Genomic DNA, 15971 nt, shown 5'->3' with positions numbered 1-15971 from the left:
TGGCGCCTGCCCCGGGAAACCATTGACGTAGCGAAAGCCGCTGATGCCTTCGCAGACCGAGGCAAACCCGGGGCGCGAAGCATAGGGTCCATCCTGCCCGTAGCCAGAAATCCTGGCAAACACCAGATCAGGATTGGTGGACTTCAGCTCTTCCGGCCCCAGCCCCCACTTTTCCATAACGCCCGGACGAAAGTTTTCAATCACCACATCGGCGCTGTCCATCAACTTTCGCGCCAGCGCTCGCCCCTGCTCCTGTTTCAGATCCAGAGTCACGGATTTTTTGTTGCGCCCCAGACTGCGCCACCAGAGGGAGGTTCCATTTTCCAGGACTCGCCAACCACGAATCGGATCACCGCCTTTGGGAGGTTCGATTTTGATCACTTCTGCGCCAAAGTAAGCCAGCATGGCACCAGCAAAAGGGCCTGCCAACAGCTGCCCCACTTCAATGACTCGCACGCCTGCCAACGGGCCATTCACGGATTGATCCGATATTTTCTGATCTGTCATGCTTATGATTCCGCCTGCATATCCAATACGATTTTGCCGATGATCTTGTTATCTTCCATCATTTGGTGGGCTTCCGGGGCGTCATACAAGGAAAAGATTTTTGCCAGTTGAGGTTTGATTTTCCCGGTTACTATCAATGGCCAGACGATGGCTTCCAGTTGAGTGGCGATCTGCGCTTTCACTTCCGGCGGCTGCGGACGCAGGGTAGAACCTGTAAGCGTCAGGCGCTTGAGCATCACCGGCATGAAATTTACTTCAGCCTTAGGTCCACGCAAAAAGGCAATACTCACAATCCGGCCGTCCATCGCCGCCACCTGAATGTTGCGATCGATGTAATCACCGCCCACCATATCCAAAGTCACATCGACGCCACGCTTATCGGTAAACGACTTGATCACCTCGACGTAATCCTCCTCGCGATAATTGATGGCAAGATCAGCCCCCAGATCCAGACACATTTGGCACTTATCCGCTGAGCTCGCCGTTGCAATCACCCTCGACCCCAGCGCTTTGGCCATCTGGATCGCGGTAGTACCGATGCCGCTGGCACCACCATGAACCAACAAAGTCTCGCCCGGCTTTAATCCACCCCGGTCAAAAACATTACTCCATACGGTAAAACAGGTTTCCGGTAGCGCCGCAGCCTCTGCCAACGATAAACCTTTGGGTACGTGCAGGCACTGACTGGCGTCCACGGCCACTTGTTCGGCATAGGCTCCACCGTTGGTCAGGGCACACACCGTATCGCCCACTGAAAATTGCGTCACACCACTGCCCACCTGAGTCACTGTGCCTGACACCTCCAATCCCAGAATCGGTGACGCCCCCAGCGGCGGCGGGTAAGCCCCCATACGCTGAAAAACATCCGGTCGGTTGACACCTGCGTAGGCCACATCAATCAACACCTCACCGGCCTGTAGTTGTGGGGTCTCGGTGGTATCCACCGATAAAACCCTGGCATCACCGGGTTCTTTCATGGCGATATAACGCATGGCGCTCTCCTCTCTCGTGAAACACGTATAAAACGGTTGTCCGCCGATCAACCGGACATGGGATGACTTGGACATCGGTCAACAGCGGCACTAATCTCAAATCACATTTGGCAGCCAGACAGCGCCGAGTGAAAACCACATTCTAGCAGCTGGGCCGCCGATAAAACGAACCCGATGCACGGCGACGGCGTTCAATAACAACGATATTTCACGACAATTTGGAAAGGAAAGCAGCATGAAAAACTTATTCGATCTGCAAGGCAAAGTCGCAGTTGTCACCGGAGGCTCCCGGGGGATAGGCGCCATGATTGCCCGCGGCTTCGTTGAAAACGGCGTCAAAACCTACATTACCGCCCGCAAGCAGGAAGAGCTGGATGCTACAGCTAACGAACTAAGTCAGTATGGTGAATGCATTGCCGTGACATCAGATTTATCTTCCGTCGAAGGTGTCGCAGCATTTGCCAGCGACATCAAAGCCAGAGAAAGCAAAGTGGACATTCTGGTGAACAACGCCGGAGCCACCTGGGGCGCTCCCATTGATGAATTCCCCGAAGCCGGTTGGGACAAGGTTATGGATCTGAACGTCAAATCGCTGTTCTTCCTGACCCAACAACTGCTGCCAGCCATGCGCGCCGCCGGCGATCAGGAAGATCCCGCCCGAGTGATCAACATTGGCTCGATTAATGGTTTGTTTAACCCCAATATGACCAATTATTCCTACTCAGCCAGTAAAGCCGCGGTCATGCACCTGACCAAACATCTGGCTGCAGACCTCGTGAACGACTGCATCAACGTCAATGGCATCGCTCCGGGCCTGTTCCCCAGCAAGATGACCGCGTTCGCTCTGGAAGGACACGAAGAGGAAGCCGGCAAGAACATTCCCAGAGGCCGCATTGGTTCACCGGAAGATGCCGCAGGCACAGCCATCTACCTGAGCGCCCGCGCCTCAGCCTGGGTCACAGGCCATACCGTTGTATTGGATGGCGGCCACTGCGCCTCGGCTCATTAGGGTCTGTTAACAGACCTTAAGGCGCCAGCCGCTCAATCGTCCAGTCACCACCGGTTTCAGAGCGATCATCTGCTTTAAGTCGAGAGTACTGAAACCGGTCGTGAAGGCGGTGAGCGCCGCCCTGCCAAAATTCAATCGAACTGGGCACGACCCGATAACCACCCCAGAAATCCGGCAGGGGGATCTTGCCCTGCTTAAACTTCTCTTTCATGGCATTAAATTGCTGCATCAGCAATTGGCGGGACGATACCGGGCGGCTCTGCGCTGATGCCCAGGCGGCCAACTGGCTTTCTTCCGGCCGGGAAGAAAAGTACTTCAGGGAATCCGCAGCACTGACTTTTTCAGCCCTACCACACACCTTTACCTGCCGCTCCAATGCGTGCCAGGGAAAATGCAAACTTACCAGAGGATTGACGGTGATATCCTGCGCCTTGTGGCTCTCGTAGTTTGTGTAAAACACAAAGCCTTGAGGATCGACCTGCTTTAACAGCACAATCCGCTGACTGGGCTGTCCTTCCGCGTCCACCGTTGCCACGGTCATGGCGGTGGGGTCCTGCATTCCTGCCTCAATGGCCTGCTTGAGCCAAAGCTCAAATTGCTCAATCGGATCACTGGCAAGGTCTTCGCGCTTTAAACCACCTTGCAGGTAATCGCGGCGTACCTGATCAATATCTATCATGTTTGTCTCTCAAAGTTATATCTCAAAGTTATCTCTCAAAGCTGTTTCCCAAAATCGTCTCCAACATTTCCTCGTACACAATTAATACATCGTCGGGAAGATGGATCGTGTCCGGTAATTATTACGGTGTAGGAATTGATCAAATGCAGGAATTGTAGCGGGATTCCCCCGTAAAAGCAGGCGTGTTTAAATGACCGCTCAGGATTCATAAACCAAACCCCGCACAGGCGAATAACTTGAGCAACCTCCCTCCCATAACCGGACTGATACTCGCCGGCGGCCAATCGCGACGTATGGGCCGAAACAAGGCGTTGCTGACACTGGATGGCGATACGCTAATCAACCATGCGATCAGGCGTCTTTACCCCCAAACCGATCACCTTTTAATCAGTACCAACGCCGAACTCCCGACCTGTCCAGAGGCTTCAGATATCCCTCAGCTTGCCGATAGCCAAATAGACGTTGGACCACTGGGAGGTATACTCACAGGGCTCGACTGGGTGAAGAAACATTCAACCAACGAGTGGCTGATCACCGTTGCGGTGGACACGCCCTTCTTCCCGGAAGATCTGGCCAGCCGTTTATGGCAAGCCAGAACGTCTGAAGACCGTATCATCGCAGCCCGTAGCGGAACCAAGGCTCACCCAACCTTTGCCCTCTGGCATACCAGTCTAACTGGCGTCCTCGTAGACTTTATTACGCAAGATAACAAACGGCGGCTAATGGGGTTTATTGAACAACAACCCCATTGTTATGTGAATTTTGACGACAGCATCAGAAACCCATTTAATAACATCAATACTCCAGAGGATCTCGCCCGATTGACTCGGGCAAAGAACTCCCTAGAATGAAAGTCAGGCTACAGCAGGTAGAAAGGAGCGCCAGTGCCACAAACACCGGGCAATAAGAACATTCGGTCAGATTCACACTCTGATCTGACACAGGAGAAATGGTGCCAAGACAATCACTGTCCGGCCTGTAAGCAGCCTGTGCCAGCAATTAATGAATTGTGCGCCTGCATTGAAAGCCTTAAAGCCGATATCAGAAAGCTTGATGAGCAAGTGATTGCGGATGCCCTTACCGGGCTGTTTAATTTTCGCTACATTCATCAGGCGCTGGATCAGGAATTTGAACGCACCCAGAGAACCGGTCAGGAAACCACGTTGATTCTGCTGGATCTGGATTATTTTAAGCAGGTCAACGATCGCTGGGGACATGACATAGGTAATCAAGTGCTGCGTCACACCGCAGACTTGATCAACAGCGCAACCCGAAAACTCGACATACCCTGCCGATACGGCGGAGAAGAATTCCTGATCATCTTACCGTCTACCGATCTGGAAACTGGCATTCAGGTTGCCGAACGACTCAGAGTCCTGATTGAATCCACACCGCTGTTAACGGAAGAGAATACGATTCCACTGACAGCCAGTGCCGGCGTCGACTCCTACACTCTGGCGTCCCCTTGTTCACAAGAAACACTGATCAAACGCGCGGATGCCTGGCTGTATCAGGCCAAAAACAATGGCCGCAATCAGGTTTGCAGTGACAATCAAAGACTCAAATCCGCTACGACGGTCAGCAGCGAAGAAAAAGACGCGCTATTCAGTAGCTTTGGAAAATCTGAGGAATAAACCTGGTCTAAACATTCCTCAGAATTAATGACTCAAGAACCACGCCTCGATCAATACCACTGCAAACAATACTGCCGACACCCACTGCCAGAACAATAATGGATTTTGCTTTAACAAAGGCGAATTCTGGCGGTCTCCCACCAGCTGGCTGTTTGGCGTTGAAATATCCGCTAAGAATTCCGACAACACAGCATAACGCTGTGCGGGCGATTCTGCGCAGGCTTTCTCCAGAGCGAGGTCGAGCCACAGTGGGATTTCCTTACGATAATCACGCGCCGAAAAGTAACGCCAGTCCTGATAACGCTGCGGGTTTCGCTGCTGTGCTGCGGATGTTTTATAAGGCAACTTGCCTGTGAGCATCTCATAGACCATCACTCCCAATGAAAAGATGTCTGACTGATGCAGACCCTTTTCACCCCTGAGATATTCAGGCGCGATGTAATCCACGGATCCTACGGGCGTTTCATCATCAATCGGTGAGCCGATTTCGTCGAGGCCATCAACACGCACAGTGCCAAAATCGATAATCACGGCTTTTTTCTGTGCATTCAGGATGATGTTCTCCGGTTTAAGATCCCGATGAACCATACTCATACGCTGAAACACCCTGATACCACGGATAATCGACTCCGTAATGGAGCGCACTTCATCAAAATCCGGATTTGGGTTGTCGTGAATCCACTGGCGTAAGGTTTGCCCCTCAACATATTCACACAAGTGATAGAGAAAAGGGGAATCGTGGGGGCGCTCATAAATTTTCATCACCCAGGGGCTGTTTAACCGCCGTCCTACCCACTGCTCCCGAATAAAACCTTCTAAATATTGTGCATCTTCTGAAAAGTTCTCTGAAGGCGCCTTAAGAACCAGCTTCCTGCCAGTATTGTTATCCTTTACCAAGTACAAGTGACTGCGCGTACCACTGTGCATCACTTGTAACACTTCAAAGTGATCAATTTTATTCCCCACATCCATCACTGGGGGAATCACCAACTCCGTCAGCTGACGATAGACCTCATCCACATCAGCCTGGGGCAACTCTGTGACACGAACCAACAGGCAGCTGAGATTGTCATCGCTGCCATTGGCTAATGCTTTCTCAACCGACGCTTTGGCAGCAGTTTCCAGATCATCTCCGGCATCACTGAGCAGCTTTATCGAATCCGCAAGAGACAGATATTCATGCACACCGTCAGTGGTAAACACTAACAGATCACCCACTTGCAGAGAGACTTGTCGATAATCCACTTCCAAATGGCTGTCCATACCCAACGCGCGGGTCAAGAAGCTTTTTCGACCGTATTGACTGTGACTGTGATCACGGGTCAATTGCTTCAGACGACCTTCGCGAAAGCGAAAAACACGACTGTCCCCAGCATGCAACAAATGCGCAGTATTGGATTTCAGTACCACGCCAGAAAACGTGGTTACCAAACCATTATGTCGAAGGTCGCTTTGTTGACCGTGATGAAACAACCAGGAATTCAAAGAGGTTAACACTCTGGCAGCTGACTTTTTAACGCTCCAGCTGTCCGGCGTACTGTAATAATCTTCGATAAATTGCGTCACGCTGGTGATACTGGCCTGCTGAGCATTTTCACTGCAACTCACGCCATCGGCGACACAGGCAACAATGCCCTTGTAATTCACCACGCCTGGACTGGTTGGCAGTTTGGCTGCAAAGGCATCCTCGTTGCGCTGTTTCGTTCCAGCGGTGGTATAGCCCCCTACTTTGACACTCAGTACGGCTGCAGTGTTACTGTCCGAACCTGTGTTTGCGGTTGTAGCTTCGATCATTATGGTAGCCTTTCCCTACTGAGCGCTATTGGACGATTGGTTAGCCGCTGAATCGCCTGAAAATCTATACTGCCATAAAAAACGGCCATCGTAGATGGCCGTTTCGGTTTAACTGTCTAAGTCATCAGACATAAAGCAAACTGATTTAGGCCTTCGCCACATCAATCAATTCAACACTGCCATCTTCGTTGACCTCGGCAATCTTGCCTGAAGGCTCTTCCATCAACAGCAGGGTCACAAAGCCCAGTACCGCAGTCGCAGAAATCACCAGGAAGAACGTACTGTAATCGACCATGGACAATACCGTCAGGTAAACCACCGCCCCCACATTACCGTAAGCGCCCGTCATACCTGCGATCTGACCCGTCATACGACGCTTGATCAGAGGCACCGCAGCAAACACAGCACCTTCTCCCGACTGTACAAAGAAAGAGCATGCCATTGCAGCGACTACAGCCAGCCAAACAGGCCAGGCACCATCGATATGACCCATCACAAAGTAACCCACGGCCAGACCAGCCGTTAAGATCAGCAGCGTGGGTTTACGACCAAATTTATCCGACAACCAACCGCCGCCAGGACGAGACATTAGGTTCATAAAGGCATAGGCAGATGCGACCATACCCGCAACCACCGGAGTCAATTCAAAGGTTTCAGAGAAGAACAACGGCAGCATGGAAATGACTGCCAATTCAGAGCCAAAGGTAGCGAAGTAAAGCACATTCAGTACCGCAACCTGCTTGAATTTATACTGATGAATTTCTGGAACAGGTTCTTTAAAAATATTTTTGTTAACCTTCCAAACATGAGAAACATCGTACAGATAGAGAGCAACCAAGCCCACGTAGATAGCCGTGACCGTATTGGCAGTCAGCATGCTGACACCTGATGGCGAAAGTTTCCATGCCAACAGCGCCAACGCTGCGTACATAGGCACCTTCATAACCAGCAAGAAGAAGAAGTCACCCTTTGAAGTCACTTCCATGGCGCCAAGATTCTTCGGGCGGAAGTATGTAGAACCCTTAGGAGTGTCCGTTACATTGGCGTAGAAAACGAATGAAAACAACAAACTCATCAGGCCGGTAATGCCCATGGCATAACGCCAGCCATCTTCACCGCCAAACATGACCGCAACCGTAGGCAAGGTAAAGGCCGCTGCAGCAGAACCAAAGTTACCCCAACCGCCGTAGATGCCTTCCGCAGTCCCCAGCTCATTGTGCGGGAACCACTCAGAGACCAGACGAATCCCTACAACAAAGCCTGCACCGATACAGCCCAAAGCAAAACGCGCAATCGCAGCCTGAGTAAACGTATCAGCCAAAGCAAACATGAAACAGGGGATTGAACAAATTGCCAGCAGACCGGAGTAAACGGCCCTGGGACCGTATTTATCCGTCAACATTCCAATCACAACACGTGCCGGAATGGTAAACGCCACGTTCAGGATCAACAGAGTTTTAATTTCTTCTGTCGTTAACCCCAGGGATTCTTTCAATGCCTGAAGTAAAGGTGCGAAGTTGTACCACACCATAAAGGTAATAAAGAAAGCCATCCAACTCAGATGGAGAATCTTCATCTTTCCCGTAAACGAGAAGAGATTAAATTTGTCAGCGGAACTCATAGCGGTATATCCCCTAAGGAAGAATTAATACTTTCCCTTTCAAAGCACGCACCATGCCAAATAAAAATAACCATTACAAATCAATAGGTTACAAAAAATACCGAAACATACGAACCAACTTAAGCCCCACAAGCATGCACATATGCACAGCAATGCACCACCAAAAACCAGAACACAAAAGAAAACGAAAACGGTCGGTAGTTTTATTGAACAAAACTGGGTGTTTTTGCACCATAAGTAACCACTCTGGAGTGGCAACCACAAGCTGATATCAATCAGACTTTCAATCCTCACGCTGCAACACTCTAAAGGCAGCACTCAAAAAGCGACGCTCAAAAGACAGGCAAAAAAATGGGGCGCAAATGCGCCCCCAGTGCAGAGAACAACTTAAATTGCTTGAGGAAGGTCAAGCGGCCTGCAACTGAACCTCACCCGCCTCAATACGAATTGGGTAAGTCTTCAGTGTGTGCTCGGGCTCCTCCAGACACTCACCTGTCTGGAGATTGAAATGTTGTTTGTACAAAGGCGACGCCACAACTGGCACATCACCCAGCGACCCAATAATGCCGCGGCTCAAGACATAAGCATTACCAATCGGATCGTAATTAGATACCGCGTAAACGGCTTTGGTCTTGCCGCAGTAAAATACTGCGACCTGTTCACCGTCTACCAGAGCACATACGCCGGCATTCGGAGTTAGATCGTTTTCGCTACAAATAGTTTTCCACTGACTCATTGTAATTTCTCCTATTCCCGACTTAGTCGACCAACTCAACAGATTGAATGCGCTCATCAGGAGTCGCTGGACGACGCTGACCACGCTCAGCAACATACGCCAGACTGTTATCTGTTTCATCTGAGTTAATGTAGTGCTTGAAGCGCTTCAGTTTCTCTGGATTTTCAATGGTGGTTTTCCACTCACACTGATAGTTGCCAATATTGGCAGCCATTTCAGATTCCAGTTCAGCACCCAATCCTAGTTTGTCATTGATAACGACGTCTTTCAGGTAATCCAGACCACCTTCCAGGTTTTCCAACCATACCGAAGTACGCTGTAAACGATCGGCGGTACGGATGTAGAACATCAGGAAACGGTCCACATACTTGATCAGCGTATCGTCATCCAGATCCGTGGCGAACAGGTCTGCGTGACGAGGGCGCATGCCGCCATTGCCACACACATACAGGTTCCAGCCATTCTCGGTAGCAATCACACCCACATCTTTACACTGCGCTTCTGCACACTCACGAGTACAACCAGACACGGCGAATTTCAGTTTATGAGGTGAGCGCAAGCCTTTGTAACGATCCTCAAGATTGATCGCGAAACCGACACTGTCGTTCACACCATATCGACACCAGGTACTACCTACGCAGGATTTCACAGTACGTACCGACTTGCCGTAAGCGTGGCCAGTTTCAAAACCAGCATCAACCAGCTTCTTCCAGATCAATGGCAACTCGTGCAACTGAGCACCGAAGAGGTCAATACGCTGACCACCGGTCACTTTGGTGTATAAATCGAACTCTTTAGCAACTTCACCCAGCACGATGAGTTTCTCTGGGGTGATTTCACCACCCGCCACTCGCGGAACAACCGAGTAAGTGCCATCTTTCTGCATATTGCCAAGGAAGATGTCATTGGTATCCTGCAGGCCGATATGTTCATCTTTGAGAACATAATCATTCCAGAATGAAGCCAGGATGGAGCCGACGGTTGGCTTACAGATTTCACAGCCCAGTCCGTGACCATGGCTTTCCAACAATTCATCAAACGTTTTGATTTGCTTCACGCGGACAATATCAGCCAGCTCTTTACGGGAATACGCAAAGTGCTCGCAGATGTCATTCTTAACTTCATAACCCAGATTCGCCAGCTCAGCATCCAGAACCTGTTTGGTCAGTGCCGCACAACCACCACAACCAGTGGAAGCTTTGGTAGCGCCTTTAATACCGCCCATGTCCACACAGCCACCGGCAACCGCTTCTTTAATTTGGCCCTTGGTGACATCAAAACAGGAACAGATTTGCGCCGTGTCTGGCAGTGCATCAACGCCCAATCCAACGGCTGCCTCACCATCACTGGCTGGCAAAATTAAACCCGCTGGATTCTCTGGCAGATCCATATCGTTCAGCATCAATTGCAGCAGGTTACCGTAGGCATCTACATCCCCGACCAATACGGCACCCAGAACTTTTTTGCCATCTTCGGATACAATCAGACGCTTGTAGACTTGCTCAATTTCATCGTTGTAAGTGTAAGACTGCGCACCCGGAGTATTGCCATGTGCGTCACCGATACTGGCAACATCCACACCCAGCAATTTCAACTTGGTGCTCATATCGGCACCCTGGAAAGTTTCGCTACCACCGGTGATATGAGAAACCGCAACTTTCGCCATGGTGTAACCCGGAGCCACCAGACCATAAATACGGCCGCTCCAAAGTGCACACTCACCAATCGCGTACACATTCTCTACGTTGGTCTGGCAGTTGTCGTTGACCACAATCCCGCCGCGCTCACCGATCTCCAGATCAAACTGACGCGCCAGCTCATCTTGCGGACGAATACCCGCAGAGAACAAAATCATATCGGTTTCGAGAAAGCTACCATCCGCAAAGTTCATGCGGTAGCGACAGGTCTCACCGGCAACAATTTCTGAAGTGGCTTTTTCGGTGTGAACGGTTACATCCAAATCTTCAATTTTGCGGCGCAGCAAGCTACCGCCGCCCTCATCCAACTGAACCGCCATCAGACGTGGGGCGAACTCCACGACGTGAGTTTCCAGACCCGCAGCCTTCAGGGCATTTGCCGCTTCCAGGCCCAGCAGACCACCACCCACAACCACACCCACTTTACTTTGTGAGGCAGAAGTCGTGATCGCTTCCAGATCTTCAATAGTACGGTAGACCAGACAATGCTCCTGATCGTTACCCGGGATTGGCGGAACAAACGGGAAAGAACCCGTTGCCAACACCAGTTTATCGTAAGATTCTTTACGGCCGCCGGCTGTTACCACGTAGTTTTCCTGGGTATTCAGCTCAACAACTTTGTCATTCAGGACAAAGTTAACACCGTTTTCGTTGTAGTAACCTTCATCTGTAAGTGCAAGATCTGCAGCAGTAGCACCGCTGAAGTAACTGCTCAATTGCACACGGTCGTAGGCCAGCCGCGGCTCCTCAGAGAAAGTAATGATTTCGAAATTCTCGGCTTGGGAATCTTGCAACAAGTTATCAATAAACTTGTGGCCAACCATGCCGTTTCCGACGACCAATACACGTTGCTTACTCATGACGTTTCCTCAATATCAGGCTGACAATTTTTGAAGTTGTTTGCTGGAAGTAATCTCTTCTGACGAGAGACTTGTAAACCAATCTAGTTTTTCGGCCAGGTTAACCACCTGACCCACGACGATTAACGCCGGTGATTGAACCGATTCACGCTCGACCATGTCGGCCAACTCGTGCAACTGCCCACGAACCACTCGCTGCTGTGGACAACAGCCATTCTCGATCAACGCTGCTGGCGTTTCGGCATTTAAGCCTTCAGCCATCAAACGCTCACTGATCATGCCTGCTTTACTCAGCCCCATATAAAACACCAGGGTATGATCCATCTGAGCCAGTGATGCCCAGTTAATACCTAATTCTTTTTCTGCGTGGGCAGTCACTAAAGTGCAACCTTGCGATACGCCACGATGAGTCAGGGGAATACCTGCATAACTGGTGCAACCTGCTGCTGCAGTAACACCCGGCACCAGATCAACTTGTATGCCCGACTCTTTTAATCGCATCATTTCTTCGCCGCCACGTCCGAACACAAACGGGTCGCCACCTTTGATACGGCAAATATTCAGGCCTTGCTGGGCTTTCTCGACCAACAATTCATTCAACTCATCCTGAGGAATGGAATGTGCGTCTTTAATTTTTCCCACATAAAACGCAGGTGTAGAGGCTGGAAACAGGTTGCGAATCTCCTGACTCACCAGGTTGTCGAACAGAATCAAATCAGCCTGTTCAATCACTCTTACCGCTTTAACGGTCAGCAAATCTGGATCTCCAGGGCCGGCTCCCACAAGCCAGACTTTTCCCTGAACTGCGCCAGCAACAGGCTTAGCGACTTTGATCTTTACGATCCCTGTCGGAGAAGCTTTAACGTATTCACTCTTAAGAACGTCCGTAGCTGACATGTTCATAACCCTGCACCAATAAATCTTGTGTTTAGTAGAGCAAGGACAATGCCAGCCTTAAAAAAAAACACTGAAAAAATAATTTATTCATATTTATCAATGGGTTATAAATTTTGTCACATATTTCATTAGCCCTTTACTGTCGCGGCACACATCACAACGCCCCCCAAAAAACCAAGTTTGCGCACCACGATGAAGCCTATCCGCACCATTTATGACCCTGTTTTGAGCCAAACACACAAATTGTCTAATCAATAATATTAAACGAGCACAAAAATTAAAGATCTATTTTGGTGCACAAAGTAAGGCCTATTTGCGCCACCGCTCAATTTTTGAGCTGCGGAATCGCCACCAGTACCCACTTCTCTTCACTGAACCGCGGAAGATTTCAGTACAAAGCCTCAGAACTAGCCGCATCAATCTGCGTTTTGAAAACAAAACATAACTTCACCCCGACTGGCCTGATTATTGCTGCCACCTACACGTAACCTACTCAATGAATGCGTTTCCCTTTATATCAGCAGACTTACTTTTATCTCCTGATTTAAAAGACACAGAAGCGCCTGAAGAAAAAACATTTTTGTTTGCTGAATTGCCCGGAGCTTAATTGTGACCTCAGCTATTTCGAACATTGCACCATGGACTAAAAGCACTTGCGCCTACTGCGGAGTAGGCTGCGGAATTGAAGCACGCCCCAAACCCAATGGTCAGTTGGAAATTCGGGGGGATAAAGATCACCCTGCTAACTATGGTCGCCTCTGTTCTAAAGGCATGGCACTGGGTGAAACGGTGATTCCCGATGGACGCTTATTACACCCGACTATTAGTGGTATGCGCACAGACTGGAATACAGCGCTGGATCATGTCGCCAAAAGTTTTCAAAAAACCATTGAAGAACACGGCCCCGACTCAGTGGCTTTCTATGTGTCCGGGCAACTGTTGACTGAAGACTATTACGTTGCCAACAAGTTGATGAAAGGCTTTATAGGCTCCGGAAACATCGACACCAATTCTCGCCTGTGCATGTCTTCCAGTGTTGCCGGACACAAACGTGCCTTTGGCACCGATACGGTTCCTGGCTGCTATGAAGATCTTGAGCTGGCTGACTTAATTGTCATTACCGGCTCTAATCTGGCGTGGTGTCATCCGGTACTGTATCAACGCATTAAAGCGGTAAAAGAACAGCGCCCTGAAGTCAAAGTGGTTTCCATTGATCCCCGCGTCACCGACACTTGTGAAGTAGCCGATTTGCACATACCACTGCAACCGGGCAGTGATGTGGCATTGTTCAACGGCTTGCTCAGCCATCTGGCCAGCTGTCAGAAAGTCGATGAGCATTATGTTCAGCAACACACTGAAGGCTACAACCGTGCCCTGTTGCACGCGCTGGAAGACGGCTGCAACTCAGAATCTCTGGCGAAAACACTGGGCGTAGATCAGGAAGATCTGAAACTGTTTTTTGACTGGTTTGCCCACACAGAAAAGGTTGTAACGCTTTATTCTCAAGGCGTAAATCAATCGTCACGCGGAGCGGACAAAGTCAACAGTATCCTCAACTGCCACCTCGCCACAGGCAGAATCGGCAAGCCGGGATCTGGTCCGTTTTCGCTCACCGGCCAACCCAATGCCATGGGCGGTCGTGAAGTGGGCGGACTGGCAAATACATTGGCAGCGCACATGGAACTTGACAGTCCACTTCATCATCAGCTGGTCAGTGATTTCTGGGAAACAGACAATCTGACCGTCACAGCCGGCTACAAAGCCATTGATCTGTTTGATGCCATTGATCGCGGCAAAATCAAAGCCGTCTGGATTATGGCCACCAACCCCGTCGTCAGTCTGCCCGATGCCGATAAAATCAAACGGGCTCTAACGCACTGCCCAATGGTGGTGGTCTCCGACTGCATCGCCGATACGGATACCACCCGCTGTGCCGACGTACTTCTGCCCGCCCAGGGTTGGAGTGAAAAATCCGGCACAGTGACCAACTCCGAGCGACGCATTTCCCGTCAACGTCGTTTGCTACCGACTCCGGGTGAGGGCAAACCGGATTGGTGGATCATGAGCGAAGTGGCCAAGCGCATGGGTTACGGGCATGCCTTTAATTACCTTCATGAGGGCGAAGTCTTCAACGAGTATGCGCGAATGACGGAGCTGGATTACTCAAACCCTCAAAAGCAGGTAAACCGTGATTTGGATCTGACTGGTCTGACCGGTTTAACCGCAAGAGAATACGCCCAAATGCCTCCTCAACAGTGGCCCTTAAAGAAAAAAGATGAACAGATAAAACATAAACGTCTGTTCTCTGATGGCCGCTTTTTCACTGCCAGCGGGAAAGCCCAGTTTGTCGCGGTTCGCTATCAGGCTCCAGCATCCAAACTCAGCAATAAATACCCTCTGAGCCTGAACAGCGGCCGGATTCGCGATCAGTGGCACACCATGACTCGAACAGGTCTGTCCACTCGCCTCGGTGCTCACCTGCCCGAGCCTTATATTTCTGTGAATCAGAAAGACGCCGAACTGTACGGCTTGGAAAACGGAAAAATTGCCTCGCTGAAAAACGAATGGGGTTATGCCCGTATTCGCGTGGACATCTCCTCCAAAGTGGCACCCGGACAGTTGTTTATGCCAATTCACTGGACTGGTGTCATGGCCAGCGCGGGACGTGTTTGCAGTCTGGTCAGCCCTGACACCGATGCGGTATCGGGACAGCCTGAATTTAAGTTCACCCCGGTGGCGATCAAACCCTGGCACTACCAGAGCGAAGCTCTGCTGCTGAGTTCAACCGTGATTGACACACAAAATCTGGATTACTGGGTTCGCCAAAAAGTGGATGGCGGCTACTTGTATCGAGTGGCCAGCAATGACTCTCCCAAGGAGCTGGAGAACAAACTGAAGCCTTATTGTGTTCAGTCAGAGCCTCTGAAAGATAACGAGCTGGAAAGTCTCCAGCTTAGCTCTCGCCAACTAAGCTCTCGTCAACTTAATTCTCGTCAACTTAACTACAGCAGCCCGAGCCGCGGGCAGTATCGCTTTGCCCTGATTCAGGGAGAGCAATTACTGGGTTGTTATCTTGTGGCTCCAAGCCTGCAAAATCAGGATTTTGACTGGGTGCAGTCATTACTGGACGAACCGGTTGACGATACTGTTGAGCGTTCGATTCTGACAGGTGTAGCTTCAGGCAAGCTCGCGCAGGGCAAGACCATTTGCGCCTGTAAACAGGTGGGCAAAACCACCATCTGCAGCGCCATCCGTGAGCAAGGCCTGACCACCGTTAAAGAACTCAGTGAGTGCACCGGCGCCGGCTCTGGCTGCGGCACCTGTGTGCCGGAGCTTCAGCAAATTCTCGGTGAAGAACGTCAGCAAATTCTAGGTGAAGAACTTACGGCCTCAGAGATTGCCCCAGACGACGAACAGCCATTAAAACAGGCCGCGGGTGATGGCTTAATCGTACGAGTCGGACGTTGAGTTCTGAATTTTCACTGGAGACTGACGACAGGTTAGGCCACAATATGGCCGTTATACGCTGAGTTAAACTGAATAAA

12 protein-coding genes are annotated in these 15971 nt (G+C 50.4%); 4 read left to right on the top strand and 8 right to left on the bottom strand.

The features are described from left to right. A partial coding sequence (locus ACTG33_RS04775) for a CaiB/BaiF CoA transferase family protein (RefSeq protein WP_439134048.1) occupies positions 1-507 on the bottom strand: 507 nt, incomplete at its 3' end. A gap of 2 nt (positions 508-509) precedes the next feature. Further along, complete coding sequence (locus tag ACTG33_RS04770; protein WP_439134047.1) at positions 510-1499, bottom strand: NAD(P)H-quinone oxidoreductase; 990 nt, start codon at positions 1497-1499, stop codon at positions 510-512. A 235-nt stretch (positions 1500-1734) separates the two neighbouring features. Here ACTG33_RS04770 and ACTG33_RS04765 point away from each other — a divergent pair, with 235 nt between their 5' ends. Continuing rightward, complete coding sequence (locus ACTG33_RS04765; RefSeq protein WP_439134046.1) at positions 1735-2508, top strand: SDR family NAD(P)-dependent oxidoreductase; 774 nt, start codon at positions 1735-1737, stop codon at positions 2506-2508. Between the two features lie 16 nt (positions 2509-2524). Here ACTG33_RS04765 and pdxH read toward each other — a convergent pair whose 3' ends face one another. Further along, a complete protein-coding gene (gene pdxH / locus ACTG33_RS04760; RefSeq protein ID WP_439134049.1) occupies positions 2525-3184 on the bottom strand; it encodes a pyridoxamine 5'-phosphate oxidase in 660 nt (219 codons plus the stop codon). A 239-nt stretch (positions 3185-3423) separates the two neighbouring features. Between pdxH and mobA the strand changes: the two genes are divergently transcribed. Together mobA and ACTG33_RS04750 are read left to right on the top strand one after the other, a co-directional pair. Continuing rightward, on the top strand, positions 3424-4038 hold the full coding sequence (gene mobA, locus ACTG33_RS04755) for a molybdenum cofactor guanylyltransferase MobA (protein WP_439134045.1): 615 nt from the start codon (positions 3424-3426) through the stop codon (positions 4036-4038). Positions 4039-4071: 33 nt separating this feature from the next. Beyond that, entirely contained in the window at positions 4072-4821 is a 750-nt protein-coding gene (locus ACTG33_RS04750) for a GGDEF domain-containing protein (protein ID WP_439134044.1), read from the top strand. 24 nt (positions 4822-4845) lie between these two features. Here ACTG33_RS04750 and ACTG33_RS04745 read toward each other — a convergent pair whose 3' ends face one another. The 5 genes from ACTG33_RS04745 to cobA form a co-directional block, all read right to left on the bottom strand. Further along, on the bottom strand, positions 4846-6615 hold the full coding sequence (locus ACTG33_RS04745) for a protein kinase domain-containing protein (protein ID WP_439134043.1): 1770 nt from the start codon (positions 6613-6615) through the stop codon (positions 4846-4848). A 145-nt stretch (positions 6616-6760) separates the two neighbouring features. Next, positions 6761-8236, bottom strand: coding sequence for a NarK family nitrate/nitrite MFS transporter (locus tag ACTG33_RS04740; RefSeq protein ID WP_439134042.1), 1476 nt, complete (start codon positions 8234-8236; stop codon positions 6761-6763). Positions 8237-8642: 406 nt separating this feature from the next. Continuing rightward, positions 8643-8972 carry a nitrite reductase small subunit NirD gene (gene nirD, locus ACTG33_RS04735; RefSeq protein WP_439134041.1) on the bottom strand — a complete coding sequence of 110 codons (330 nt, stop codon included), beginning with the start codon at positions 8970-8972 and terminating at the stop codon, positions 8643-8645. Between the two features lie 22 nt (positions 8973-8994). Continuing rightward, positions 8995-11529: a nitrite reductase large subunit NirB gene (gene nirB / locus ACTG33_RS04730; RefSeq protein WP_439134040.1), complete on the bottom strand. Its 2535-nt coding sequence runs from the start codon at positions 11527-11529 to the stop codon at positions 8995-8997. A gap of 15 nt (positions 11530-11544) precedes the next feature. Further along, positions 11545-12426: a uroporphyrinogen-III C-methyltransferase gene (gene cobA, locus ACTG33_RS04725; protein WP_439134039.1), complete on the bottom strand. Its 882-nt coding sequence runs from the start codon at positions 12424-12426 to the stop codon at positions 11545-11547. A 609-nt stretch (positions 12427-13035) separates the two neighbouring features. On the opposite strand from cobA, the gene ACTG33_RS04720 reads away from it, so the two are divergent. Beyond that, positions 13036-15894, top strand: coding sequence for a molybdopterin-dependent oxidoreductase (locus ACTG33_RS04720; RefSeq protein ID WP_439134038.1), 2859 nt, complete (start codon positions 13036-13038; stop codon positions 15892-15894). Positions 15895-15971 lie beyond the last annotated feature (77 nt).

It is taken from the genome of Pseudomaricurvus sp., assembly GCF_965662505.1.
Classification (GTDB): domain Bacteria; phylum Pseudomonadota; class Gammaproteobacteria; order Pseudomonadales; family Cellvibrionaceae; genus Pseudomaricurvus.
Note: the sequence above shows the minus strand (reverse complement) of the source record. Positions and strands in the feature narration are given on the sequence as shown.

What these genes read in the sequence shown, in the direction of transcription:
- nirD (WP_439134041.1), bottom strand. Translation starts at nt 8,972, where the DNA reads ATGAGTCAGTGGAAAACTATTTGTAGCGAAAACGATCTAACTCCGAAT.
- ACTG33_RS04740 (WP_439134042.1), bottom strand. Translation starts at nt 8,236, where the DNA reads ATGAGTTCCGCTGACAAATTTAATCTCTTCTCGTTTACGGGAAAGATG.
- cobA (WP_439134039.1), bottom strand. Translation starts at nt 12,426, where the DNA reads ATGTCAGCTACGGACGTTCTTAAGAGTGAATACGTTAAAGCTTCTCCG.
- nirB (WP_439134040.1), bottom strand. Translation starts at nt 11,529, where the DNA reads ATGAGTAAGCAACGTGTATTGGTCGTCGGAAACGGCATGGTTGGCCAC.
- ACTG33_RS04770 (WP_439134047.1), bottom strand. Translation starts at nt 1,499, where the DNA reads ATGCGTTATATCGCCATGAAAGAACCCGGTGATGCCAGGGTTTTATCG.
- ACTG33_RS04765 (WP_439134046.1), top strand. Translation starts at nt 1,735, where the DNA reads ATGAAAAACTTATTCGATCTGCAAGGCAAAGTCGCAGTTGTCACCGGA.
- ACTG33_RS04745 (WP_439134043.1), bottom strand. Translation starts at nt 6,615, where the DNA reads ATGATCGAAGCTACAACCGCAAACACAGGTTCGGACAGTAACACTGCA.